This window comes from Rhodococcus gordoniae (genome assembly GCF_001646655.1).
In the GTDB taxonomy this organism is placed as follows: domain Bacteria; phylum Actinomycetota; class Actinomycetes; order Mycobacteriales; family Mycobacteriaceae; genus Rhodococcus; species Rhodococcus gordoniae.
Window position 1 is genome coordinate 1 of sequence record NZ_LPZN01000040.1, and the last position, 22,807, is coordinate 22,807.

22 protein-coding genes are annotated in these 22,807 nt (G+C 64.9%); 12 read left to right on the forward strand and 10 right to left on the reverse strand.

Features of this window, described 5'->3' with window-relative positions:
* Positions 1 to 16: 16 nt before the first annotated feature.
* The 4 genes from A8G18_RS15185 to A8G18_RS15200 form a co-directional block, all read right to left on the reverse strand.
* On the reverse strand, positions 17 to 1,591 hold the full coding sequence (locus tag A8G18_RS15185) for an IS1634 family transposase (RefSeq protein ID WP_064064525.1): 1,575 nt from the start codon (positions 1,589 to 1,591) through the stop codon (positions 17 to 19).
* 973 nt (positions 1,592 to 2,564) lie between these two features.
* Positions 2,565 to 3,191 carry a hypothetical protein gene (locus A8G18_RS22860; RefSeq protein WP_147290702.1) on the reverse strand — a complete coding sequence of 209 codons (627 nt, stop codon included), beginning with the start codon at positions 3,189 to 3,191 and terminating at the stop codon, positions 2,565 to 2,567.
* Between the two features lie 72 nt (positions 3,192 to 3,263).
* Positions 3,264 to 4,400, reverse strand: coding sequence for a restriction endonuclease subunit S (locus A8G18_RS22535; protein ID WP_167352101.1), 1,137 nt, complete (start codon positions 4,398 to 4,400; stop codon positions 3,264 to 3,266).
* Between the two features lie 29 nt (positions 4,401 to 4,429).
* The gene (locus A8G18_RS15200; protein ID WP_064064527.1) at positions 4,430 to 5,977 is read right to left on the reverse strand and encodes a type I restriction-modification system subunit M; all 1,548 of its coding nucleotides are present in this window, start codon (positions 5,975 to 5,977) and stop codon (positions 4,430 to 4,432) included.
* A gap of 313 nt (positions 5,978 to 6,290) precedes the next feature.
* Between A8G18_RS15200 and A8G18_RS15205 the strand changes: the two genes are divergently transcribed.
* The gene (locus A8G18_RS15205; RefSeq protein WP_064064528.1) at positions 6,291 to 6,704 is read left to right on the forward strand and encodes a DUF2628 domain-containing protein; all 414 of its coding nucleotides are present in this window, start codon (positions 6,291 to 6,293) and stop codon (positions 6,702 to 6,704) included.
* 131 nt (positions 6,705 to 6,835) lie between these two features.
* Positions 6,836 to 7,684, forward strand: coding sequence for a galactan export ABC transporter permease subunit Wzm/RfbD (gene wzm / locus A8G18_RS15210; protein WP_016931471.1), 849 nt, complete (start codon positions 6,836 to 6,838; stop codon positions 7,682 to 7,684).
* Here the strand turns inward: wzm and A8G18_RS15215 are convergent.
* The 3 genes from A8G18_RS15215 to rfbB all read right to left on the reverse strand — a co-directional run bounded on the left by A8G18_RS15215 (position 7,672) and on the right by rfbB (position 12,236).
* Positions 7,672 to 9,177 (reverse strand): glycosyltransferase family 39 protein, encoded by a 1,506-nt coding sequence (locus A8G18_RS15215; protein ID WP_064064529.1) that lies wholly within the window; start codon positions 9,175 to 9,177, stop codon positions 7,672 to 7,674. The two genes, wzm and A8G18_RS15215, sit on opposite strands and share 13 nt — an antisense overlap.
* A gap of 3 nt (positions 9,178 to 9,180) precedes the next feature.
* Positions 9,181 to 11,085, reverse strand: a complete 1,905-nt coding sequence (locus A8G18_RS15220) for a glycosyltransferase (RefSeq protein ID WP_064064530.1) — start codon at positions 11,083 to 11,085, stop codon at positions 9,181 to 9,183.
* Between the two features lie 143 nt (positions 11,086 to 11,228).
* Entirely contained in the window at positions 11,229 to 12,236 is a 1,008-nt protein-coding gene (gene rfbB, locus A8G18_RS15225; protein ID WP_064064531.1) for a dTDP-glucose 4,6-dehydratase, read from the reverse strand.
* Between the two features lie 33 nt (positions 12,237 to 12,269).
* Here rfbB and rfbA point away from each other — a divergent pair, with 33 nt between their 5' ends.
* The 3 genes from rfbA to A8G18_RS15240 all read left to right on the forward strand — a co-directional run bounded on the left by rfbA (position 12,270) and on the right by A8G18_RS15240 (position 14,262).
* A complete protein-coding gene (gene rfbA, locus A8G18_RS15230; RefSeq protein ID WP_064064532.1) occupies positions 12,270 to 13,145 on the forward strand; it encodes a glucose-1-phosphate thymidylyltransferase RfbA in 876 nt (291 codons plus the stop codon).
* Entirely contained in the window at positions 13,146 to 13,748 is a 603-nt protein-coding gene (gene rfbC, locus A8G18_RS15235; protein ID WP_064064533.1) for a dTDP-4-dehydrorhamnose 3,5-epimerase, read from the forward strand.
* Positions 13,749 to 13,824: 76 nt separating this feature from the next.
* A complete protein-coding gene (locus tag A8G18_RS15240) occupies positions 13,825 to 14,262 on the forward strand; it encodes a hypothetical protein (RefSeq protein WP_245207890.1) in 438 nt (145 codons plus the stop codon).
* 49 nt (positions 14,263 to 14,311) lie between these two features.
* Here the strand turns inward: A8G18_RS15240 and A8G18_RS15245 are convergent, their stop codons facing one another.
* Positions 14,312 to 15,181 (reverse strand): DUF559 domain-containing protein, encoded by an 870-nt coding sequence (locus A8G18_RS15245; RefSeq protein WP_064064535.1) that lies wholly within the window; start codon positions 15,179 to 15,181, stop codon positions 14,312 to 14,314.
* A gap of 90 nt (positions 15,182 to 15,271) precedes the next feature.
* Positions 15,272 to 15,805, reverse strand: a complete 534-nt coding sequence (locus tag A8G18_RS15250; protein WP_006553463.1) for a GtrA family protein — start codon at positions 15,803 to 15,805, stop codon at positions 15,272 to 15,274.
* A 19-nt stretch (positions 15,806 to 15,824) separates the two neighbouring features.
* Here A8G18_RS15250 and dprE1 point away from each other — a divergent pair, with 19 nt between their 5' ends.
* The 3 genes from dprE1 (at position 15,825) to A8G18_RS15265 (ending at position 20,003) form a co-directional block, all read left to right on the forward strand.
* Positions 15,825 to 17,249: a decaprenylphosphoryl-beta-D-ribose oxidase gene (gene dprE1, locus A8G18_RS15255; RefSeq protein WP_019290337.1), complete on the forward strand. Its 1,425-nt coding sequence runs from the start codon at positions 15,825 to 15,827 to the stop codon at positions 17,247 to 17,249.
* Positions 17,249 to 18,010 (forward strand): decaprenylphospho-beta-D-erythro-pentofuranosid-2-ulose 2-reductase, encoded by a 762-nt coding sequence (gene dprE2 / locus A8G18_RS15260; protein ID WP_064064536.1) that lies wholly within the window; start codon positions 17,249 to 17,251, stop codon positions 18,008 to 18,010. The genes dprE1 and dprE2 overlap by 1 nt, the downstream gene beginning before the upstream one ends.
* A 115-nt stretch (positions 18,011 to 18,125) precedes the next feature.
* On the forward strand, positions 18,126 to 20,003 hold the full coding sequence (locus tag A8G18_RS15265; protein ID WP_064064542.1) for a galactan 5-O-arabinofuranosyltransferase: 1,878 nt from the start codon (positions 18,126 to 18,128) through the stop codon (positions 20,001 to 20,003).
* On the opposite strand, the gene A8G18_RS15270 is transcribed toward A8G18_RS15265, so the two are convergent.
* Complete coding sequence (locus tag A8G18_RS15270) at positions 19,978 to 20,418, reverse strand: DoxX family protein (protein WP_064064537.1); 441 nt, start codon at positions 20,416 to 20,418, stop codon at positions 19,978 to 19,980. The two genes, A8G18_RS15265 and A8G18_RS15270, sit on opposite strands and share 26 nt — an antisense overlap.
* Before the next feature lie 128 nt (positions 20,419 to 20,546).
* Between A8G18_RS15270 and A8G18_RS15275 the strand changes: the two genes are divergently transcribed.
* The 4 genes from A8G18_RS15275 to A8G18_RS15290 all read left to right on the forward strand — a co-directional run.
* Entirely contained in the window at positions 20,547 to 20,849 is a 303-nt protein-coding gene (locus A8G18_RS15275; protein ID WP_064064538.1) for an SAV_915 family protein, read from the forward strand.
* Positions 20,846 to 21,121: a hypothetical protein gene (locus A8G18_RS15280; protein ID WP_064064539.1), complete on the forward strand. Its 276-nt coding sequence runs from the start codon at positions 20,846 to 20,848 to the stop codon at positions 21,119 to 21,121. The genes A8G18_RS15275 and A8G18_RS15280 overlap by 4 nt, the downstream gene beginning before the upstream one ends.
* Complete coding sequence (locus A8G18_RS15285; RefSeq protein ID WP_064064540.1) at positions 21,118 to 22,278, forward strand: hypothetical protein; 1,161 nt, start codon at positions 21,118 to 21,120, stop codon at positions 22,276 to 22,278. Before A8G18_RS15280 ends, A8G18_RS15285 begins: the two co-directional genes overlap by 4 nt.
* 8 nt (positions 22,279 to 22,286) lie before the next feature.
* On the forward strand, positions 22,287 to 22,807 hold a 521-nt coding region (locus A8G18_RS15290), incomplete at its 3' end, for a hypothetical protein (protein WP_245207891.1).

Below are 22,807 nucleotides of genomic sequence, written 5' to 3' on the forward strand. Positions count from 1 at the left end.
CCCGAGTTGCACCAGATTAGTGTGCCAACTTTGACCCGGGATTCGAGATCTCGAGGGAGTCGAGGATGTGCACGGCGTCGTCGGTGAGAGGATCGAAGGCGGTGTGTTCGTGCCCGGCGATGGTGACGGTCACTTCCTGCAAGGGACGCAGGGTCCGCACGATCTTCCGGATCGACATCCCAGTCGCGTCCTGCAGGTAGCGCGAGATCGCCAGCGCAGTGAACACGATGGTCAGGTGCGCCTCGATCGACTCCCGGGTGTGGCTGAAGATCGGGCGGGCCCGCAGGTCGGTCTTCGACATCCGAAACGACTGCTCGACGTGCCACAGATCGTGATACTTCGCCATCACCTCCTGCGGATTCATCAGCGAGACAGGCAGGTTGGTCACGTAACCTTTCAGGCCGATCAGCGAACGCGCCCGGGCCAGAGCATCGGAGTCGAGGGTTTTGCCCTTCGTGGTGCTCTTGACGAACCGCGGTGTTCGGGCAGCACGGGTGCCGTCGACGACCTCCCGGGCCCGGGCTTCTTGGGCGTTCAGCGTCTGGTTGTCCCGCACGGCACGGGTGGTCGAGTACGCCCAGATCGCCCGCCACGCCGAGGTGTCGGCCGGCTCCCACACCGGTTCACTACGACGGGTGAGGTCGTTGACCACGGTTTTGGCGTGCCGTGGAGTGACCGTGTCGATGACCTGCCCGTCGGTGAACACGTCCCCATTCCAGTGGAAATGACTGGCCAGATCCGCCGGGGCCTTCGTCACCCTCGAGCCGACGATGAACTTCAGGCCGGCAGCGTCGAGGTCCTTCAGATTCGTCGACGACAGCATCCCGGCGTCGGCGGCGATGACCATCTCCACACCCTCGAGATCGTGGCGGGCCTGGAACTGCCGCACGATCGGCACGATGGTGCGAGTCTCGGCGTGGTTTCCTTCGAAACACCCGATCTCCAAAGGGAATCCGGTGCGATCGACGAGCAGACCGACGACGATCTGCGGGTCCACCCGGCGTTCCTTGGAGTATCCGACCTTGCGGAGCTCGTCTTCCTTCTCGGCTTCGAAATACAAGGTGGTCACGTCGTAGAGCAGCAGGTTCAGATCCCCCGCGGTAGCGGCATGCTCGAAACACCGCTGCGCGATGTCGTCGCGGTAACCGTGGGCGGTGCACCGCTGCAGGGTCCGCACGAAGGTGTTGCGGTGGGCGGGGGCGATCCCGATCTCCCGCAGCACCCTGCCCGCGTCCGCAACCGACGTCGGCTCGACGATGCGGGCTGCCACGAGCTGGAAGAACGCGTCGTTGTCGACCACATCGAAGCCGAGACCTCGCCACGCAGCAGCGATGACCTCGATCAACCACCGAGACCGCTTGCCGGTGATCGTCGGCGGTCCGCTGCTGGTGGTTGCGCCGAGGTTGAGGTCGAGTTCCTGCTGGCCGGCGAGCAGTCTTTCCCGGGCGGTTTCGAGCAGGGCGGCGAGTTCGCTGTCGGTGTGGGCCGATCCGAGGTGCTCGAGGACCTTGTCGCGGCGGCCCTGTTTGGCCGCGATCTGCACCGCGGTTGCTCCCGAGGCGGTGCGGACTTTGCGGATGTAGGCGGCCACGGGCCGAAAGTCTACCGAGCCGTTAGTGTGCCATCTTCCGAACGCGCACCGCCGCTACCTGCACGGATATGTCGGACTACCCCGGAAATCGACCAACCTGGTGCAACTCGGGCCGAGGTCCCAGATTGGGAAGACGCGATCGTCAGGCGGTCTCTGGTGGGGCGAGTGTCCTTGACCGTCAGCCGGCCTGGGATCGTAAATCTGCGGCTGACCTCCGGAAAGGTTTGCTTGGCGGAGTTCCCGATCGAAGTGCGGCTTCAATCCTGACAGCCCTATCGGATTGGAACACACGTTCGAGTTGACCTTGGATGCAGCCCGTGCGATCATCCCTGCACCGGCCTGAATACAGGTCGACCCCGGAAGGTGCTACCAACACCACTCCGGGGTCTGGGCACACGACAGAACGGAACTGTCATGCACCGTAGGGTGGATTCTATCCACACGCCTTCCAGAGGCGAGCATCCGCAGTCAGCCGCGAGCGCACTGGTCCGCGCCGGCCGATTCTTCACCTGGCCCCCAGGTTCATCACCGACGTCCTGACTGTTCTGCCCTCCGGCCGTAATGGTCGGAGGGCTCGAGGCGTTTCTCTGCATCGTCGTGCGCGAGGGCCGTTCCGGTATCCGAGGCACGTCGACGCAGCTCGTCGCTCGTCTCCCACAGTCCGACGTCAGCGCATCGACGCTGCGAACCGGGGTGCTATTCCTCGTGTTCGAAACCGACTGGGCACCAGTATCCTTCGTCTCCATAGCTGGTGGTGGAGCACCCGATCGTGCGGGTCGACACGAACGACCGGGTCCAGCACAAGCCGCACGTCACCTGCGACGTGGGGCCAGAAGTGCTGGCCGAGACGGTCTATCGGGGCATGGCGACCGGGCAGCGTTGGGGAAGGGGCCGAAGGCAATACAGGGACCCGTAGGGTCTCCGATCGGTCATGCACAGCCGCCCGCAGGGCGCCCTCTTCTTTCCTCTCTTCTCAGGCCGCAGCGTTTCGTTCGATCTCGTCGAGCACGGCAGCAGCGAGCCACCGGTTGTGGTACTGCTCGAACGAACCCTTCCCTTTCGCCACCAGCTTCTCCACCAAACGAAGGATGGGAAGTCCACTGCCAATGAGCGCGTCGAGTTCCTCGACGGCAGTGTCGTCCGCGGCATGAGCAACCAATCGGATCGCGTCCCCGTCGGCCGAGACGAGCTGACTCGGAATCAGCTCGACCGCCGTCGCCGACTGCTCCAGCGCCTCGATCGACGTACCGCCTTCTTCTTCGAGCACGGAACGCGACACGTACAGCGATATGAACCCTGCTGTCAGATCGTCGCCCGAAGCGTCGGCTCGGTCGACGAACAACACTTCCATTGGGCCGATGTTGAGCGTGAACAGCCGTGAGCCTCGATTGGTGGCCGGCAGGCAACTCAGCGTCCACCGTTCGACTTCTTCGGGCGCCGGATCAGGAAAGCGCATTCGAGATAAGCCGAGATCAGACCTATGGACCCCGCCAACATCTCTTCGTCTCGTTCGAGCCTGCGGAAGTTCTCTTCCGAAGCCGCCGGACTCAAAGCCATTGTTTTCCTTGCTATTCGAATTAGCCCTCGCCGACCGCGACAACTGTAGGAGTGAACACACTCAGCAGACCGGCCGCAGTTAGCCACCGTCTACAACCCTGCGACGCATGAAGCGTCACAACGCGCCGCAGAAGAGGCGTGCCTGCAATGACGAAAACAACATATCGACGCTTGAGAGCGCGACTTGATGCCGCGTTCTCAAATGTCGAATAAGTTCGATCCGGGCATCGAACTCGCGTTGCAATTCAATTGGTGGAAGGAGGACCGGAATTCGTGACATCCCGTCAAAATCCAGCCTTTTGGTCCCGTGACCCGCCGTGGATACCTGGGCCAAGATGTTGTTCGTCTGTACGCGCAAATTGTGCGCGAGGAAGTTGGAAGTCACATCGACACTCGGTAGAACTGCTTTCATATCTTGGTTGATAGTTGCCTGTACGCGCAGAATGGACACAGGAAAGGAATGCGCCAAGATCATCCCTCTGACAACAAACACCACCGTATCCGGTGGTAGCAACTTCAGCGAGGTGCGGTCTGTGATCCGCTCGTTGATGTGATCCTGCGAATCGAACAGATCATCCCTTTTAAGGTCCTTCGGCGAGAACCACGGCAAGAACCCCTCCCAATTGTCTGGCGTGGCTTTCGACGGCGTTCCCCCACTGTAGAGGTGCCCCACTTGAGTGAGTGGTACAACCGGGAAAGCCTTCCTGTTCACAACCGGATCACCGAACATGTCGATGAAGATTGACTGGGTGAGTTCGTCGAGGCGGGCGATCGCTTCGCGGCGCTTGGCGCGGAGGGTGTCGGCGTGGTCGAGGATGGAGGCGATGCGACACTGCTCGGACAGCGGCGGGAGAGGAATTTGCCACGACTTCAATATAGTTTGACTAATGTTGGCCTGCGTTCCACCTCTTCCCGCCGCCAATAGAGGCCTACGCTGAGCACGAAGGAAATGGAACAAGAAGCGTCTATCAAGCACCCCCTGACGCGGAGTAGCAAATGCGATCGCTTGATTTGTGGCCATTGGTACCTGTGGGATGCCAAGTTTTCCAATCGACCCGTACATCGCAACCAGCACAGATCCTTCTGGAACCAGCTTTGCTGAACTAGATGCAAGAGCAGCACGTGTGATCGATTCCCCAGTCGAGAGAACGGGTCCGTCCGTGAGATCAGCAATAGTCGCCCACGGAATATCTCCGCCATAAAACTCGGGATTACTTCTCGACGGGGTTCCTCCGCTGCCCCAGTCGGCCACCTCGGATAGGGGGACAAGCGGCCACTCGCTCACTCAGCACCCCCAGCTAACATCCCCCGCAGCTGCGCCATCCCGTCGGCAATCTCTTTCTCGAGCCGATCCAGCTCGTCCAGGATTTCTTCGGGCGCACGGTGTTCCACTTCTTCGTGGACGATTTCCTTGTAGCGGTTCAACGACAGGTCGTAGTCCTGCGCCGCAATGTCGTCCTTGGGCACGCAGAACGACTGCTCCGTACGCTCACGGCTCAGTTCACCGTCGTTGCGATCGAACCAGCGCTTCAGCACATCCGGCAGGTTGTTCTTCGAGTGCTCGTCGTCGGAGAGTTCACCCGCAAGCACACCCAGCTTGCTCTCGCCGAGCAGCGGAGTGCGCTTGTCGTCCAACGAGTAACCATCGGACTGCACCTCGTAGAACCACACGTAGTCGGTGCCGCCCGAATCCGTCTTCGTGAAGAACAGGATCGCCGTCGACACACCCGCATACGGCTTGAACACACCCGACGGCAACTTCACCACAGCGTCGAGCTTGTGATCCTCGACCAGGATCTTCCGTAACGTCTTGTGTGCCTTCGACGAACCGAACAGAACGCCGTCGGGCACGATCACCGCCGCGCGACCACCCGGCTGCAGCAACCGAAGAAAGAGTGTCATGAACAGCAGTTCGGTCTTCTTCGTCTTGACGATCTGCTGCAGATCCTTCGCGGTGCTCTCGTAATCGAGGTTCCCCGCGAACGGCGGATTCGCAAGGATCAACGAATAGGCACCCGCGTCATCGGTATTGGCCTCTGCCAGCGAATCGCGGTAGCGAACGTCGGGCTGTTCGATGCCGTGCAGCAACATGTTCATCGAGCCGATGCGCAGCATCGTGTTGTCGAAGTCGAAGCCGTGGAACATGTCGTGGTGGAACTGCTCGCGACCCGCGCCCGAGTTGATCTCGTCGGCATGGTTCTCGCGCATGTACTCCGACGCAGCCACGAGGAAGCCGCACGTACCCGAGGCGGGGTCGACGATGCGGTCGCCCGGCTTGGGCTGCGTCATCTCCACCATCAACTGGATGATGTGGCGCGGCGTACGGAACTGACCGTTCTGGCCGGCACTGGCGATCTTGGCGAGCAGATACTCGTAGATGTCGCCCTTGGTGTCGCGGTTCTCCATCGGCACCTTGTCGAGCCGATCCACCACCCGCACCAGCATCGCGGCGTTCGGGATTGTCAGGCGCGCGTCCTTCATGAAGTGCGCGTACGTCGACTCCTCACCACGCATGTTCTTGATGAAGGGGAAGACGCGCTCGCCGACGGTGTGGAACATGTCGTCGGCCTGCATGTTCTTGAACACCGACCAGCGCAGGTCGTTGTAGTCGCGGCCCTCTTCGTCCGTGCCGATCGGGAACGGGTTGCCCTCCGGATCACGTCCGAGCATGTTGGCTTTGTTCAGCGCACGAGTCTGCTCGTCATCGAGACGCCTGATGAACAGCAAATAGGTGATCTGCTCCATCACCTCGAGCGGGTTGGAGATGCCACCCGTCCAGAACGCGTCCCAGACCGCGTCGACCTTGCTCTTGACGTCACCGGTAATCACTCGGCGCTACCACCTTGTCCTGCTCGAAGGAGACCAACAGAACTGTATAGACGAGGTGGCCGACACGTCCCGACCGGGCGGCGCCGCAACAAGTACGCGATCACCTCCGGTGCGCTCGTCGCCAATGCGTGGCTGGGCGACCCCGGCCATATGGACGACGAGGAGCCATCGAGTCCGACGTTGTGTGCGAGGAAACGCCGAGAACTCGACAACAACGTCGGCTTCGATTGCACCCGATCGTGTTTCCCGCGTGACAGATGTGCATACTGTTGCGGGTCGTTCAGGGGGAACGACCGCGACGATCGGGGGGATCATGACCGACCTCAGCATGCCCGCAGCCGGCTCCGACAGGTTCGAGGGCCTGAGCGAGACGTGGCGGTTCCGCTTCGGATTCTTCGCCGCATACGGCACACCGGGGTTGACGAAGACGTCTCCCGAGTACACCGCGGCCTTCCGCGCCCTGCCGATGCGGCAGCGAATGAAGCTGAACATGAACCTGCTCGGGTTCCTCTTCGGCATCTTCTACCTGTTGTACCTGCGCTTGTGGAAGAAGGCGCTGGTGGTGTTCGGCGTCGGTATCGTACTCGGCGTCCTCACAGCCGCGCTGGCGCTGCCCTCGGCGGTCGACACGACTCTCACGTTCGGCCTGTGGATCTTCGTCGCGAGTCGCGTCAACGTCTACCACTACGAGAACCGGGTGCTCGGCCGGCAGACGTGGAGCCTGTAGGCACAGGCTCCGGCGTGCACGTCTCGTCGAGAAAATCGTGCAAGATCGACAGGACCTGCGCATCCGTCGGGAGTCCCGCTCACCCCGCGCCCCCACAGGTCACATTTGCGCCGCGGGTAGGCTCGGGACCCGTGTCTGATGCCCTCACCGTCGACGACGAACCCATCGAGTCGTCCTCACGCTCGTTCCGGCGCGCGTTCCAGGATCTGCGCGAAGGCTTCAACCACCGCGAACTGTGGTTGCTGCTCGGCTGGCAGGACATCAAGCAGCGCTACCGCCGGTCGGTGCTCGGCCCGTTCTGGATCACGATCGCCACGGGTGTGTCGGCGATCGCGATGGGTGTGCTCTACGGCACGCTGTTCAATCTCGATGTCCCGGAGTTCCTGCCGTACGTCGCGCTCGGCTTCATCATCTGGAACCTGATCAGCGGTTCGATCCTCGAGGGCTCGGACGTGTTCATGTCGAACGAGGGCCTGATCAAACAGCTGCCGACGCCGTTGAGTGTGCACGTCTACCGGCTGGTGTGGCGGCAGATGATCCTGTTCGCGCACAACATCGTCATCTACATCGGCATCCTCATCGTCTTCCCCCGTCAGCTGTACTGGACGGCATTCCTCGCCATCCCGGCGCTGGCGTTGATCGCGATCAACGCGGTGTGGGTGTCGCTGGTGTTCGGCATCCTCGCCACGCGCTACCGCGACATCGCGCCGCTGCTCGGCAGCATCGTCCAGCTGCTGTTCTTCATGACGCCGATCATCTGGACGGAGAAGACGCTCGAGGGCACCGGCAACGAGGGCCGGGCGCGGATCGCCGAGCTCAACCCGCTGTACCACTTCCTCGACATCGTGCGGACCCCGCTGCTCGGCGGCGACCAGCAGCTCTACCACTGGGTGATCGTCCTGATCATCACCGTCGTCGGCTGGGGTGTGGCCCTGCTCGCCATGCGCAACTACCGCTCGCGTGTCGCCTACTGGGTCTGAGCCGGTTCGAGCCGGATCAACTGTGAGCGGTTGATCGGCTCTCGGTCGGTGATCCGGAAACCGACGGCCCCGAGCTCCCGGTAGGTGTCCGTCTCGGTGAACCGGTGGGGATCGAACCGCCACCACACGTTGTTCGGGTGCCACACCCGGAAACCGGTCTCGCGCTCGCCGTCGGCGATCACCCACAGCACCTCGCATCGGGCGGCCGCGCGTCGGGCGAGTTCCGAAGGTGGGGCGTCGGTCGACCACAGGTTGACGCGGTCGACGGCGTCGTCTCCCAGCCCCACATCGTCGAGGCCCTCCACCGCGTCGGGCCGGGCGTCGACGACCGCGCGCAACGACGTCGGCGCCCACGAGACGCGCGGTTCGAAGGCCACACAGTCGCCGGGTTCGGAGCGTTCGACGAGCCGGTCGGCGATCACGCTGTAGTCCATCCCGCCAGGCTTGCCGAACGGCTGTCGCTGCTGCACGTAAGCCGGCGCGACACTGACGGCGACCGCGGTCAGCACGATCAGCATCGACCACCAGCGGGTCGCGACACGGGCGGCGGCCCAGCCCACCAGCAGCACCATCGCGGGGACGGTGAAGGACAGATAACGCTCGAGGTACATATTGTCCTCGAGCAGCGAGTAGCCGAGCAGCAGCACCATCGGCACGGCGAAGCCCGGTACCGCGAGCCAGAGTAGGGTGCGCTCCCCCGGCTCCACACCACGACGGACCGCGACGATCACCCCGGCGACGGTGAGCGCGGCGAACAGCACAGCCGTCCACGGGGCCTGCGGGAACCACTGGTCCAGGACGATCGTGCGGACGATCGTCGAATCGAGCGGAGGAATCCACGCGACCTGCTCGGCCTGCGAGTAGGCGAGCAGGACGAACGGCGTCGACAAGGCCGCGCCAACCCCTGCGGACAACAGGAACGCGCCGCGCCCACGACCACGGACCAGTACGGTGACGGCATGCGCGACGACGACCGTCGCGGAGTACACGAACATCACCGTCGTTATCGGCAGGACGAGTGCGTACAGCGCCCACCACCGTCTACGGCCGGTCGTGCACCCGAGCGCGACCAGCAGCGACAACACCGCGACCAGCGCCGCCGCGAAGGCATAGGACCGCGCTTCGGTTGCCGCCCAGGTCACCCGCGGCGACAGCGCGAACAGCACCCCGGCGGCGATCCCCACGCGACGACCCGCCAGCACCTGGCCGGTCGCGGTGACGGCTGCGGCACCCACCCCGAGCGCGAGCACACCGGGCAGGCGGGCGGTGAACTCGTCGACGCCCACGAGGGAGAACCAGTAGTGCAGCAGCAGATTGTGCAGGCCGTGGACGGCGTCGATCCGGGTGTGGACGCGGAGCATCCCCTCGACCGACCGGTCGGCACTCGAGATGGTGGCGGCCTCGTCCCACCACAGCGAGGGGACCCACGAGAACGCCCCTGCGACGAGCACGGTCGCAACCCCGATCAGCAGGGGAAGCGACCATGCCCTCACGGTCTACCCGTCGATGCCGTACAGGCGCGCCCAGTTCTCGCGGCTCGTGAGCTTGGGGAGCGCTTCCTGCCAGACCGTCTTCATCCGGGGCGCTTCCTTGCGGAGCTGCCAGCACACCTTGGCGGCCTGCTTCGCGAGGTCGACGGCGGTGTCCTTGTCGCGGTGACGCACCCGCACGGCGTTCTGCGAGGCGTCGGTGACGACGGCCTTGTCGAACAACGACACGTGCCACCACGATGCGAAGTGAGCGGGAACGGTGACCGTCCGGCGGTCGACCTTGCCGGCGAACTGCTGCACGGCACGCTTGAGCAGCACCAGGCCCTCGCGCTTCTTGTCGGGCTCGAACTGCCAGACCGACATCTGCGTGTGCGGGTCGGATTCCTTGCCCACCTGCGCGGCCGGAAGCGGCTTCGTCTCGGGATAGCGGTCGCGCAGTTCGCGCAGTTCCTTCAGCACGGACTGGCCGCCGTCGTAGAGGAAGTCCGGTCCGGCGAGGAAGTCCTCCGCAGCCTTGACGAAGGTCGCGGCGAGACCGTACTGCATCGAGACGATGAGCTCGCTGATCTTGCGGAACAGGTACTTCGACATGTCGTTACCGTCGAAGCGCCCGTAGATGGACGAGACGATCAGACCGTTGCGGATGCTGAAATAGCGCGCCCAGTCGTCGTAGTCCTTGAGATAGAAGTCGGCATGCCACACACCCGCATTGGGCAGGGTGACCGTGGGGTGACCCGCGTACCGGGCACGGATGCCGTATTCGATGTCGTCCCACTGGAAGAACAGCGGGATGGGCAGACCGCAGTCGGCGATGATCTCGGCGGGCAGCAGGCAGGTCCACCAGCCGTTCCAGCCGGCGTCGAAACGCATGTCCTGCTTCTTCTTCACGAGGTCGATGCCCATGCGCGCACCCGGAGTCAGTGCGCCGGCGGTGATCTCGTCGAGCACCTCACGCTCGGCCGAGACGTGCAGGACCTGGGGATTGCTCAGCGACAGCATCTGGGCGCCGACGATCGTCGGCTGCACGGTCATGTTCGCGAAAGCGTTGAGACGCAACACCGATTCGGGTTCGCACAGGATGTCGTCGTCCATGACGATGACGTTGGCGTGCTCGGCCTTGGCGGAACCGGTGATCTCGTACATGCCGCGCGAGAAACCACCCGCGCCACCGAGATTCGGCTGGGTCAGGTAGATGAGCTTGTCGCCGAGCTTGTCGGCGACCTCCGCGAACGCCGAGCGCGAGCGCACCTGATCGGTGCCCTGGTCGACGATGCACACCGCTTCGATGTCGGCCATCGCCCCGTCGTCCGAGGCAAGGGTGCCGACGGTGACGGTGCAGTCGTCGGCGCGGTTGAACGTGCAGATGACCACGGCCGCGGGACGCAGGTGCTCGGGAGCGGCGACCGTCCAGCGTGCATCGGAGACGAGCACCGACCCGTTGCCGGCATCGACGGCGAACCACATCGCACCGCCGTCGACGAACCGCTCGATCGGCAACTCGAGGTCGAGCTCGCCCGAACCCGACACCGTCTCGACCGTCACGATCCGCTCGCGTCCGCGTGCATCGGACGCCCACACGGTGAACTCAGCCGTACCGGAGCAGCCGTAGGTGAGCTGCAGGTTCACGGTCTTCACGTCGGTCCAGCGCTGCCAGAACGTCGCGGGAAAGCGGCCGAAATAGGTGTTGGTGTGGGCGGTCGCGCCGTCGGCGAGCTGCAGCCCGTAGCGGTCGGACGCCGCGCCACCCTTCGTGTGGACGTACATCTTCTCCGGCACGCGCGGCGACAGAGATGCGAAGACGCCGCGCTGGACGATCAGCCGGTCGCGACGCACCGGCTCGGTGAGGACTTCGTCCAGCGCGTCCGCGTCGTGTCCGATCGTTGTGGTGTCGCCGGCAGCTGCCTGCTCCATCGGGCTACTCCCCGCTCGTGGTCGATCCGCTGTAGTCGATGCGACAGTAGCAGCGGGAACAGGAGCGTCCTGGTTGCGCACACCTTGCAGAAGCGTTTCGACCCATTCGCGAATTGTGCCCGGAACGCCCTCTGCGGCGCAGGTTATCCGCCCAGAACGCGTTCGATGCGGCTGTAGGCGGCCTCGGTGGTGCGCTTCTGTGACGTCCACCACTGTTCGTTGCTGCGATACCAGTCGATGGTGGCCGCCAGGCCTTCCCGGAAGTCACGATAGCGGGGCTGCCAGCCCAGTTCGGTGCGCAGGCGGGTCGCGTCGATGGCGTAGCGCAGGTCGTGGCCGGGGCGGTCGGTGACGAAATCGAACTCGCTGCGGTCCCGGCCGCACAGCTCGAGGACGGTTTCGACGACGGTGCGGTTGTCGGTCTCCCCGTCGGCGCCGATCAGGTAGGTCTCGCCGAGGGCCCCCTCGTCGATGATCGTCCACACCGCGCTGTTGTGGTCGTCGACGTGGATCCAGTCGCGCACGTTGGTGCCGGTGCCGTAGAGCTTCGGCCGCACGCCGGTGAGCACGTTGGTGATCTGGCGGGGGATGAACTTCTCCACGTGCTGGTAGGGGCCGTAGTTGTTGGAACAGTTCGAGATGGTCGCGCGGACGCCGAACGAACGCACCCAGGCGCGCACCAGCAGATCCGAGCCGGCCTTCGTCGACGAATAGGGGCTCGACGGATTGTAGGCGGTGGTCTCGGTGAACTTGATCGGATCGTTCAGCGGCAGGTCGCCGTAGACCTCGTCGGTGGAGATGTGGTGATAACGCACGTCGTACCTGCGGACGGCCTCGAGCAGGGTGAAGGTGCCCACCAGATTCGTCTGCACGAACGGTGCGGGATTCGCCAGCGAGTTGTCGTTGTGGGATTCGGCGGCGAAGTGCACCACCAGATCGGTCTCGGCGACGAGCCGGTGCACGAGGTCGGCGTCGGCGATGTCGCCCTGGACGAAGGTGATCTTCTCGGCGACAGGGTCGAGGGAGGCGCGGTTGCCGGCGTAGGTGAGCTTGTCGAGCACGGTGACCTGCACGTCCGGTCGTTCCGCGACGGTCTGGTGGACGAAGTTCGCGCCGATGAAACCGGCACCACCGGTGACGAGCAGCCTCATTGGCGCAAGCCTACTCATGCGAGACTGTCCGGCATGCGCGGAATCATCCTCGCGGGTGGGACGGGCTCGCGTCTGCATCCGATCACCCAGGGCGTGAGCAAGCAGCTCGTGCCCGTCTACGACAAGCCGATGGTCTACTACCCGCTGTCGACGCTCATGCTCGCCGGGATCCGCGACATCCTCCTGATCACCACCCCGCACGACGCCGAGCAGTTCCGCTGGTTGCTCGGCGACGGCTCGCAGTTCGGGGTGAACATCACCTACACGATTCAGCAGTCGCCCGACGGACTGGCGCAGGCGTTCGTCCTCGGCGCCGGCCACATCGGCACCGAGCCGGTCGCATTGATCCTCGGCGACAACATCTTCTACGGCCCCGGCCTGGGCACCCAACTCACACGGTTCGCCCACATCGACGGCGGTGCGGTGTTCGCGTACCGGGTATCCGACCCGTCGGCCTACGGCGTGATCGAATTCGACTCCACCGGCCGCGCCCTGTCGCTCGAGGAGAAACCCGACGACCCGAAGTCGCACTTCGCGGTGCCGGGGCTGTACTTCTACGACAACGACGTCGTCGGGATCGCCCGAGGATTGAAGCCGTCGGCGCGCGGCGAACTGGAGATCACCGACGTCAACCGCACCTACCTCGAAGCGGGGAAACTGCAGGTCGAGGTGCTGCCGCGCGGTACCGCCTGGCTCGACACCGGCACCTTCGACTCGCTGCTCGACGCGTCGAACTTCGTGCGCACCATCGAACAACGTCAGGGATTGAAGATCGGTGCGCCCGAGGAGGTCGCGTGGCGCCTCGGGTTCATCGACGACGAGCAACTGCGCGCCGCGGCCGAGCCGCTGGTGAAGTCGGGCTACGGCAGCTACCTGCTCGATCTGCTCGAACGAGGAAAGGACCGCTAGGTGCACTACCGCGAACTGAAGGTCGCCGGGGCGTGGGAGATCACGCCGAAACAGTTCGGCGACGACCGGGGTGTGTTCCTCGAGTGGTTCAAGCAGGACAGTTTCACCGACGCGTCCGGCCGCCCCTTGGAGCTGGCGCAGGGGAACTGCTCGGTGTCCGCCGCCGGGGTACTGCGCGGCATCCATTACGCGGATGTGCCTCCGGGACAGGCGAAGTACGTCACGTGCGTGTCGGGGTCGGTGCTCGACGTCGTCGTCGACCTGCGGGTGGGGTCGCCGACCTTCGGGCAGTGGGATTCGGTGCTGCTCGACACCAAGGACCGACGCGCGATCTTCCTCTCCGAGGGCCTCGGTCACGGTTTCCTTGCCCTCGAGGACAACTCGACCGTCGTCTACCTGTGCTCGACGGGCTACAACCCCGACCGCGAGCACGAGGTGAACCCGCTCGATCCGGAGATCGGGATCGATTGGCCGACAACGGGACCTGACGGCAGGTCGCTGACCTACGAACTGTCGGCGAAGGACCGGGCGGCACCCACCCTGGCCGACGCCCGCGACGCGGGTCGTCTCCCGCACTTCCAGGGAACGAGTAACGGTTTGTAACATCCCGGCCCGCTTGTCGATAGCTCTCACAGTGCGCCCTTGCCGATTTCCGAACAGTCAGGACCTTACTGTGAATGTGAATGCAACTCTTCGGCGCGTCACGAGCGCCGGCATCACGGCCGCCGTCGCAGCCGGTCTCGTTGTCACCGGCGCTTCCACCGCCTCCGCAGACCCGGGCTGGACGTCGTTCACCAATACGGTGGGTATGTACCTCGATACGGGCTCGAGCGGATACGCCGGTAATGCAACACCTTTCATCAACGCGCCGATTGTGCTCCGAACCGACCCCGCCTCCCCCGAACTGCCGCTGTGGGTCGGTGGTATCGGCTCCCCGTTCTGCCCGTGCACCGTGCACTGGCACAACGAGACCACTGGTGAGCGCGGGAAGGTGCCGGCGAACAGCAACCTGCTTCCTTCGGAGACCGGAGCCGGGAAGATCTCCGCATACGTCACCATCGACGGCAATGTCAGCTTCACGCTCGTGCGTGGCGTCGCCGGCTGGACCGCTCGATAGCCCCGATCCGGTTGCTTCGACGGCGGTCGGCGCGGTCGAAACAACCGGATCACCGAGCGAGTGCCGCACGAATCTGTCCGACCACCCCGTCCGGGTCCTGCGTCAGCATGTGCCAGGTGAATCGCAGAACATGCCAACCCGCGTTGATCAAGATGTTCTGTCGTGCGGTGTCGTGACGATGACGCTCCGCGTCGCGATGCCACGCCCAGCCGTCGATCTCTATCGCTACCCGATCGGTCTCGAACGCCACGTCGATCTCGTATCCACAGCTCATCACGTGTGCACGCCAGCCGGTGAACCCTGCCTGACGTAGCACCCGATGGAAGATGCGTTCGGCCTGGGAATGCCCGCCGTCCCGGGCGGTGCACAACAATTTCTCCGCAGCGCGCGACCCACGACGTCCCGGATTCCTCAGGTGGGACCGCTCCAGCAGAGCCAACGACGTGTGTCGTTGAAGTGCTCTGTCCATGAGGACGGAACCCTCTTTCAGCTCGACCGCTGCCTCCAACACCGTGAGAGGTACACCTGTGACCCGCAGCCCGCGCACGGTCACGATGTCGTCGGCGGGCAGGTCCCTGCGACGGAGGTGCACATTCCCGTTTCTCACGATGGCCCGCCCATGTGGGACGGTGACGAAGTAACGGGCGGGAGGCCTGTCGAGGATTCCGTGCCACCACGCGGCGCTCGGACCCCATGCCGTCGCCGCACGTCCCGCACCGTAGACAGCGGCGCGAAGGTGCACCGAAGGGGTCCGCTCCCGATCGGCACGGAGATACACACCGGGAACCAGTGAGACCCATTCACCCGACCGCACGTAGTGATCGATGATTGCGATGCTCAGACCGCACCGCACCGCCTGATCGCGGGTGACGACACCGTCCTGCCTGGCCATGATCGCGTGTGCTCGAGAGCGTGACATATCCGGTTCGACGCCACAGGAGCCGGACCGGTTCCACACAGCTCGGATCTGGTTGGTCCGACCGTGTATGTCGCCGTCGAACCAACCAGATCAGCGCAGGCGGAAGATCACGACCCGCTGGACGACGAAGTTGATCACCGTCGCGACGCCTTGGGCGACGACGAAGGCGAAGGGCGTGACCCACCACTCGTCGCCGAGGGCTTCGTTGAGTACACGGTTGATGCCGACCTGTGCGGCGAACGTCACTGCGTAGAGGACCACCACGGCTGCGAAACGAACGCGGCTCGGCGGGGCCTTGAAGGTCCAGCGGCGGTTGATCAGGTAGGCGGTGGTGGTGCCGGCCACGAACGACAGGGCCTTCGCCACGTCGCGGGTCACACCCAGCGCCATGAGCAGGACGTACAGGCCGTAGTCGACGATCGCCGAGAACCCACCGGTCAGGACGAACCGTGTGAGCTGCGTCTTCAGGTCCAGCGCTTCGTCGGCCGTCGAATCGGTCAACGGCAGTTCGGGAGCCAGTGGGGCGTGATGCTCCGGCAGCGGCTGCACATGGTCGTGGGATTCCGGCACGCAGACGAGGGTAACGCCCGTGAGGAACAGCATCTTGCCGGGTGACCAGGACACACGGGTAGCCTTTATCCCGATGTCCACGACAGCTACGGAGCAGGCGAGCGAGCCGCTCCCCACCCAGACCCGCACCCTGACCGGCTGGGGGCGCACTGCGCCGACCACCGCAGAGGTGCTGTCCACCCCCGACGTCGAAGTGATCGCCAAGGCGGTCGCGCGGGTCGCGGAAGACAACGAGTCGAAGCCGTCGCACCTGCGGCGCGGCGTGATCGCACGCGGGCTCGGACGCTCCTACGGCGACCCCGCGCAGAACGCGGGCGGGCTCGTCGTCGATATGACGGCGCTGAACAAGATCCACAGCATCGACCGTGACTCCCGCAAGGTCGTGGTGGACGGTGGTGTGAGCCTCGACCAGCTCATGCGCGCCGCGCTGCCGTTCGGTCTGTGGGTGCCCGTCCTGCCGGGCACGCGCCAGGTCACCATCGGTGGTGCGATCGGTGCCGACATCCACGGCAAGAACCACCACAGCGCGGGCAGCTTCGGCAACCACGTCAAGTCCATCGACCTGCTCACCGCCGACGGCCAGGTCCGCACGTGCACCCCCACCGGGCGCAACGCCAAGCTGTTCTGGGCGACCGTGGGCGGAATGGGTCTGACAGGCATCATCCTGCGCGCGACCATCGAGATGACCCCCACGGAGACGGCGTACTTCATCGCCGACAGCCGCCGCACCGAGTCGCTCGACGAGACGATCGCCCTGCACAGCGACGGTTCGGAAGCGAACTACGACTACTCCAGCGCATGGTTCGACGCCATCTCGCCGGAGCCGAAGCTCGGCCGCGCCGCAGTCTCCCGAGGCAACCTCGCGAAGCTCGACCAGCTGCCGAAGAAGCTGCAGAAGGACCCGCTCAAGTTCGACGCGCCGACCCTGCTGACCCTGCCCGACGTATTCCCGAACGGGCTGGCCAACAAGTTCAACTTCTCGGTGATCGGTGAGCTGTACTACCGGAAGACGAAGAACGCCGACAACCAGGTCCAGAATCTGACGGCGTTCTACCACCCCCTCGACCTGTTCGGGGAGTGGAACCGCGGCTACGGACCCAACGGCTTCCTGCAGTACCAGTTCGTGGTGCCGCCGGAAGCGGTCGAGGAGTTCAAGAAGATCATCCGCGACATCCAGGCGTCGGGACATCACTCGTTCCTCAACGTGTTCAAGCTGTTCGGTGAAGGGAACAAGGCTCCGCTCAGCTTCCCCATCCCCGGCTGGAACATCTGCGTCGACTTCCGGATCAAGCCGGGCCTGAACGAGTTCGTGCGCGAGCTCGACAAGCGGGTCCTCGAGTTCGGTGGTCGCCTCTACACCGCGAAGGATTCGCGGACCGACGCGGAGACCTTCCACGCCATGTACCCGCGGATCGACGAGTGGCTGAAGGTGCGCCGCTCCGTCGACCCCACGAACGTCTTCGCCTCCGATATGTCCAGAAGGTTGGAACTCCACTGATGATCAACGCCGTCGGCAATCCCCAGACCCTGCTGCTGCTCGGTGGCACCTCCGAGATCGGCCTGGCCATCGTCGAGGAGTACCTGCGCAAGGCACCGGCCCGCGTGATCCTCGCGGCCCTGCCCGGCGACCCGCGTCGTGAGGACGCCGTCGCCCAGGCGAAGTCCGCAGGCGCGACCCAGGTCGACCTGATCGACTTCGACGCACTCGACACCGCGAGCCACCCGGCCGTCATCGACAAGGCATGGAAGGACGGCGACGTCGACATCGCGATCGTCGCTTTCGGCCTCGACGCCGACGCCGAGGAGCTGTGGCAGAACCAGAGCACGGCCGTGCGGGTCGCGGAGGTCAACTACACCGCCGCTGTCTCCGTGGGTGTGCTGGTGGGCGAGAAGATGAAGGCGCAGGGCTTCGGCCGCATCATCGCGATGTCGTCGGTTGCCGGCGAGCGCGTCAAACGCGCCAACTTCGTCTACGGTTCCACCAAGGCCGGCCTCGACGGCTTCTTCCTCGGACTCGGTGAGGCGCTGCGCCCGTTCGGGCCGCGCGTGACCGTCGTGCGCCCCGGCCAGGTGCGCACGCAGTTCAGCGCGCACGTCGACGAGGCCCCGCTCACCGTGAACAAGGAAGATGTCGCGAAGCTCGCTGTCGCGGCCTCCGATCGCGGCAAGGAGATCGTCTGGGCGCCGGGCACCTTCCGGTTCGTGATGATCGTGCTGCGTCACCTGCCGCGCGCGATCTTCCGCAAGCTGCCCATCTGATCCCCGGCCGGTACCGGTGGTGTCAGTAGGCTCGGCTCCTGTGACAGACGCGAGCAGCACCACCATTCCCGTCGCCCCACTCCGGAAGATCGCGACGACCGCAGGCCGTCTCACGATGGCGGTGGTCGTCGCGATCGTCGTGTCCGCGGTGGGGCTGTTCGCGTTCGCCCGAGTGCAGTGGCCTGCGTTCAATTCGTCGAACGTGACGCAGGCCGTCACCACCGTCATGCAGTTCGCCGCGCTCGCCGCGCTCGGTCTGTCGATCTATCTGCTGCGTCGCCGCAGATGGGTGACGGGTGCGCGGGTGCTGTCGTGGGCGGCGCTGTCCGGCCTGGTCACCGCGACCCTCGGGATGCCGCTCGCCGCGACCCGCCTCTACCTGCACGGCATCTCCGTCGACCAGGAGTTCCGCACCCAGTTCCTCACACGACTGACGGACAGCGCGGCGTTGCGCGACATGAACTACGCCGACCTGCCGTCGTTCTATCCGGCCGGGTGGTTCTGGATCGGTGGCCGTGTCGCGAATCTGCTGGGTATGGACGGCTGGGAAGCGTTCAAGCCGTATGCGATCGGCTCGCTGGCGGTCGCGGCGGTCGTCGCGCTGGTGCTGTGGTCCGAACTGGTCCGCTCCGATCTGGCGGTGCTCGCCGCCACCGCGACGACGCTGGTCGTGCTGGCCTACGGTTCGCCGGAACCCTACGGAGCGGTGATCGCCGTGCTGGTCGCGCCGGCGTTGGTGCTGGCCTGGGGTGCGTTCGCACCCGTGCGTGTTTCCGGTAGTTCCGACTACCGGAAACGCGCACGGCAGGGTTGGGGCGCCGTGGTGGGGACGGGCCTGTTCCTCGGACTCGCCGCGACTTTCTACACCCTCTATCTCGGCATCGCGGCGTTCGCGGTGACGGTGATGGCCGTCGTCGCGGCATACCTCGCGCGTCGAGCCGGTGAATCGTGGCGCGCGGCTCTTCCCGTCCTCACGCGTCTCGTGGTGATGGCGGCGATCGCGGTCCTCGTCGCTCTGATCGTGTGGGCGCCGTTCGTGTTCGACGTGCTGGGCGGTAATCCCCCGTCCGAGTCCGGGACCGCGACCCACTATCTCCCCGATGCCGGTGCGCGACTGCCGTTGCCGATGTTCCACATGTCCCTAATCGGACTGTTGTCGTTGCTGGGCACCGTGTGGCTCGTGGGCCGGGCGTCGTCGTCGCATCGGGCGCAGGCGCTCGGGCTCGGGGTGATCGCGGTCTACCTGTGGTACCTCGCCTCGATGGCGTTGACCGCCGTGGGCAACACCCTGCTCGCGTTCCGGCTCGAGGTAATCCTGCTCGTACTGCTCGCTGCCGCAGGCGCCTTCGCCTTCGTCGATTTCTCGCGGTGGATCAGCCTGGCCACCAGCGAGAACCCGCGCGTGCGCCGGGTGCTCGTGGCAGTGGGGGCTCTGGGTGCGCTGGCGTTCGCGCAGAACATTCCGCAGGTACTCGCCGGCGAGATCACCGTCGCCTACACCGATACCGACGGGGCCGGCGAACGCGCCGATCAGCGACCCGCCGGTGCCGCGTCCTATTACGCCGAGGTGGATGACGTCCTGCTGTCGCAGTTGGGCGGCGAGCGTGACGACCACGTGGTCCTCACGGCCGACACGTCTTTCCTCGCCTACTACCCGTACTTCGGTTTCCAGGCCCTGACCTCGCACTACGCCAACCCGCTGGCGGAGTTCTCCGCGCGGGCCGCAGCTATCGAGGAGTGGCCGGAGCTCTCCTCCCCCGGCGAACTGCTCGCCGCGTGGGAGGAGCTGCCATGGAGAGCCCCCGACGCCGTCGTCTTCCGACAGGGCGCCGAGGGCTACACGCTGCGTCTGGCCGAGGACGTCTACCCGAACGATCCCAATGTGCGGCGGTACACGGTGACCTTCCCCAAGGAACTGTTCGACGATCCCCGATTCACCGTGACCGAGGTGGGGCCGTTCGTCGTCGTCACCGCGACGGGCGAACCGGCATGATGCGACGAACCCCGATGTCGCGCAACCACAATCCACCCCATACCAGAATTCCGGTGTAGATCGGGAAGAGAGTCGTGCTGACGATGGGCTGTTCGGTGAGCAGATTCGTCGCGACAGCACCGCCGAGATAGCCGGTGAGGAGTACGGCGCCGAGGATTGCGGTGGGCGGCAGGACGTAGGCGATCAGGCAGACGAGTAGGACGACGCCGAACACCCGGTTGAGGCTCGGGTCGAACCCGAGATCGGCCATCGCGTCCTGCACCTGCGAAACGTTGGCGATGTGGATGATCGAGTCCCACAGCAGAAACAGGACGACGAGACCGCTGACGATCAGGCCTGCGATGCGGGCGGCGCGTGAGGGTGCCGCGGCGATGTCGTCGCGGGTGCCGGTGGTGGATGCGGTGAAGGTGTTCATGACGGCCTCCTGGTAGGTGGGCAGCGGTGCTGTCGCAGATACCGACCGGGCAGGAGCCGGAAACTCATCGCCGCTACGGTAAGGTCGCGGCGAGTCGTACGGGGGGTACGACGGAATCGGGGGATTCGATGAGCGACGTTCTGTATGTGCCGATCCGACGCCGCGACAGTTCCGGGCACGTTCGGCTCGAGATGCGCACACTGCCCGACGGCCGGCTGGCGTTGCCCGCCTACACCTCACCGAAGGAACTGGTCCGCTGTTGTGGACCGCAGCAGCCGTGGATGGGCGTCGACAGCACAGGGCTGCAGGAGATCCACCGGACCACCGGGTACGACGTGGTCCTGCTCGACGGTCGACAACCACCGCCACCCCCGGTCGGGGACGACGACCGTCCGTTCGAGGCCCCACTCGGCAGGAGAGAGACCCGGTGAGCATCGACATCGGCGACCTCGACACGGTCGCGAAGCACCTGGCGACCGGAGCGATGGGAATCGACGAACTCGGATCCGATCCAGCACCGATACCCGACGCGGGTGCCGCCACCGCACTGCTCGTGGACACTCTCGGGTCGATTGCTTCCGCGCTGGACGCGGCGGTCCGGTCGCTGGCCGATGCAGCAGACGCCACCCAGGACAGTCTGCGCGCCTACCAGGACGCCGAGTCGCACACTGCTCAGGAGATGGCGAAGGCCGGTGAGGGATGAGCCTCGACACCCAAGTCTTCGGCGACCCCACCTCCTGCTACGCATGCGCGGATTCGCTCACTGCCCTTGCCACGGGTGTGAACGACCGGCTGAAGTCGGCACGTGACGGACGCACCGAATCCGAATACGAGTTCAGAAGCCCTGCGGGAGATGCGTTCCGCACGACGCTCGACCGCGTCATCACGGGGACCACCGAGGCTGCAGACCAGATCGACGTGATTGCCGCTGCTCTGCGCGCATTCGCCGACGGGCTCGTCACCGCCCGGTCACGCATGTCGCAGGCCGAGGCGACAGCGGCGGAAGCCGGTATTCCCGTGGAGTTCGGCGTCGGGATCGGTGAGCCACTCAGCGTCGATCCGAACTCGTACGACATCGCACCCCAGGTACTTCGGACGAAGCAGATCGCAGCCTACGAGGCGGCTGCGGGGCTCGTTGCGGAAGGTCGCGCGGCCGAAACCGGGGCGCACAGCGCGCTCGCGGAAGCCTTGCGCGGGCCAACGACGATCCTGAAGGACGCAGAAGCCCAGTGGGAATGGCTCTTGGCGCATACCGTGGGCGGATACATAGCGACGACAGTCTCCGAGCTGTCGAAATGGGGCAACGAAGCCGCTACGCGAGGTGCGACCCTCGCCCGGCTGCGTGAGCTTGCTGCCGAAGCGGCGCGACTTGGCGATCCGTACCCTGAAGCAACAGCCGCCAGGGCTGTTCGAGCCTTCCAAGGCGGAGCGGACGATGCTGCACGGTTCGCTGCGGAGAACTCTCGACTGCTTGCCGGGCTCGGTGACAACAAGTTCGTTTCGAGTGTCGGCGGTAACCTCGGCGACCTGTTTCCCAAAGGATCAACTCTGGCGGGTGTGGGCTCGAAAGTTCCTTATCTAGGACTGGCTCTCACCGCTGGCCAGACCGCAAGTGACGTGATGAATGCCGAAACAACCGGAGAAGCGGTAAAGGCAGTCGCGAAGGATGTCGGTGGGTTCGTCGCAGGAACCGTAGCGACCGAACTAATACTCGCGAGCGCAGCCGGCGGTCCCGTCACGTTGCTCGCCGTCGGCGCCGGGGTCGGTGTCGCGTTCGGTGTGGGCGAAGTAATCGAACACTGGGACGACATCTCCGGTGCTGCCGGGTCTGCGGCACGCTGGGTGGGCAATCTGTTCTGAGGACATTAATGAACGCAACCGATCTTCCTCCGCTGCCCGACGCGGTTAACGGCGAGCCTCGCCCACCTCGCGCGCCACGCATCCACCACGTAACCGAATACACACCGGCCGACAGACATCCCCGTAAGCCGCCGAAAACACCGGAGCATCTCGGCCCCGTTCTCGAATGGCTCCAACCCACCGTGCGCGACCGATACATCGGCGCATTCCTCATAGCGGCAATCTTGGTCGTGTACCTCACCGTCATCAATGGAGACTTTCGCTGGATCCACTGGTGGATCATGTGGGTCATCATCCCTGGAAGTTCACTATTGTTGTTCTTCGGCAAGGGAAACCACTGGACCGCAGCCGGAGCCACCTGGGTCCAATGGCACGACAGCTGGGTCGATACCTACCATCTCACTCGCATCCGCTTCTCCGCTGATGGGCCCAGTCGTGTCCTGCGACTGAAAGACGCCCACGGCAACAAAATCCAATCGTTCAAGATCAGTGAGATCCAACGTAACCCCGACCTGTGGGACCTGGTCTA

Coding starts and splice junctions, on each gene's coding strand:
- A8G18_RS15275 (WP_064064538.1), top strand. CDS start 20,547: ATGAGCGACGTTCTGTATGTGCCGATCCGACGCCGCGACAGTTCCGGG.
- dprE1 (WP_019290337.1), top strand. CDS start 15,825: ATGTCCACGACAGCTACGGAGCAGGCGAGCGAGCCGCTCCCCACCCAG.
- A8G18_RS15265 (WP_064064542.1), top strand. CDS start 18,126: ATGGCGGTGGTCGTCGCGATCGTCGTGTCCGCGGTGGGGCTGTTCGCG.
- dprE2 (WP_064064536.1), top strand. CDS start 17,249: ATGATCAACGCCGTCGGCAATCCCCAGACCCTGCTGCTGCTCGGTGGC.
- A8G18_RS15220 (WP_064064530.1), bottom strand. CDS start 11,085: ATGGAGCAGGCAGCTGCCGGCGACACCACAACGATCGGACACGACGCG.
- A8G18_RS15245 (WP_064064535.1), bottom strand. CDS start 15,181: ATGTCACGCTCTCGAGCACACGCGATCATGGCCAGGCAGGACGGTGTC.
- A8G18_RS15285 (WP_064064540.1), top strand. CDS start 21,118: ATGAGCCTCGACACCCAAGTCTTCGGCGACCCCACCTCCTGCTACGCA.
- rfbA (WP_064064532.1), top strand. CDS start 12,270: ATGCGCGGAATCATCCTCGCGGGTGGGACGGGCTCGCGTCTGCATCCG.
- A8G18_RS15205 (WP_064064528.1), top strand. CDS start 6,291: ATGACCGACCTCAGCATGCCCGCAGCCGGCTCCGACAGGTTCGAGGGC.
- A8G18_RS15270 (WP_064064537.1), bottom strand. CDS start 20,418: ATGAACACCTTCACCGCATCCACCACCGGCACCCGCGACGACATCGCC.
- rfbB (WP_064064531.1), bottom strand. CDS start 12,236: ATGAGGCTGCTCGTCACCGGTGGTGCCGGTTTCATCGGCGCGAACTTC.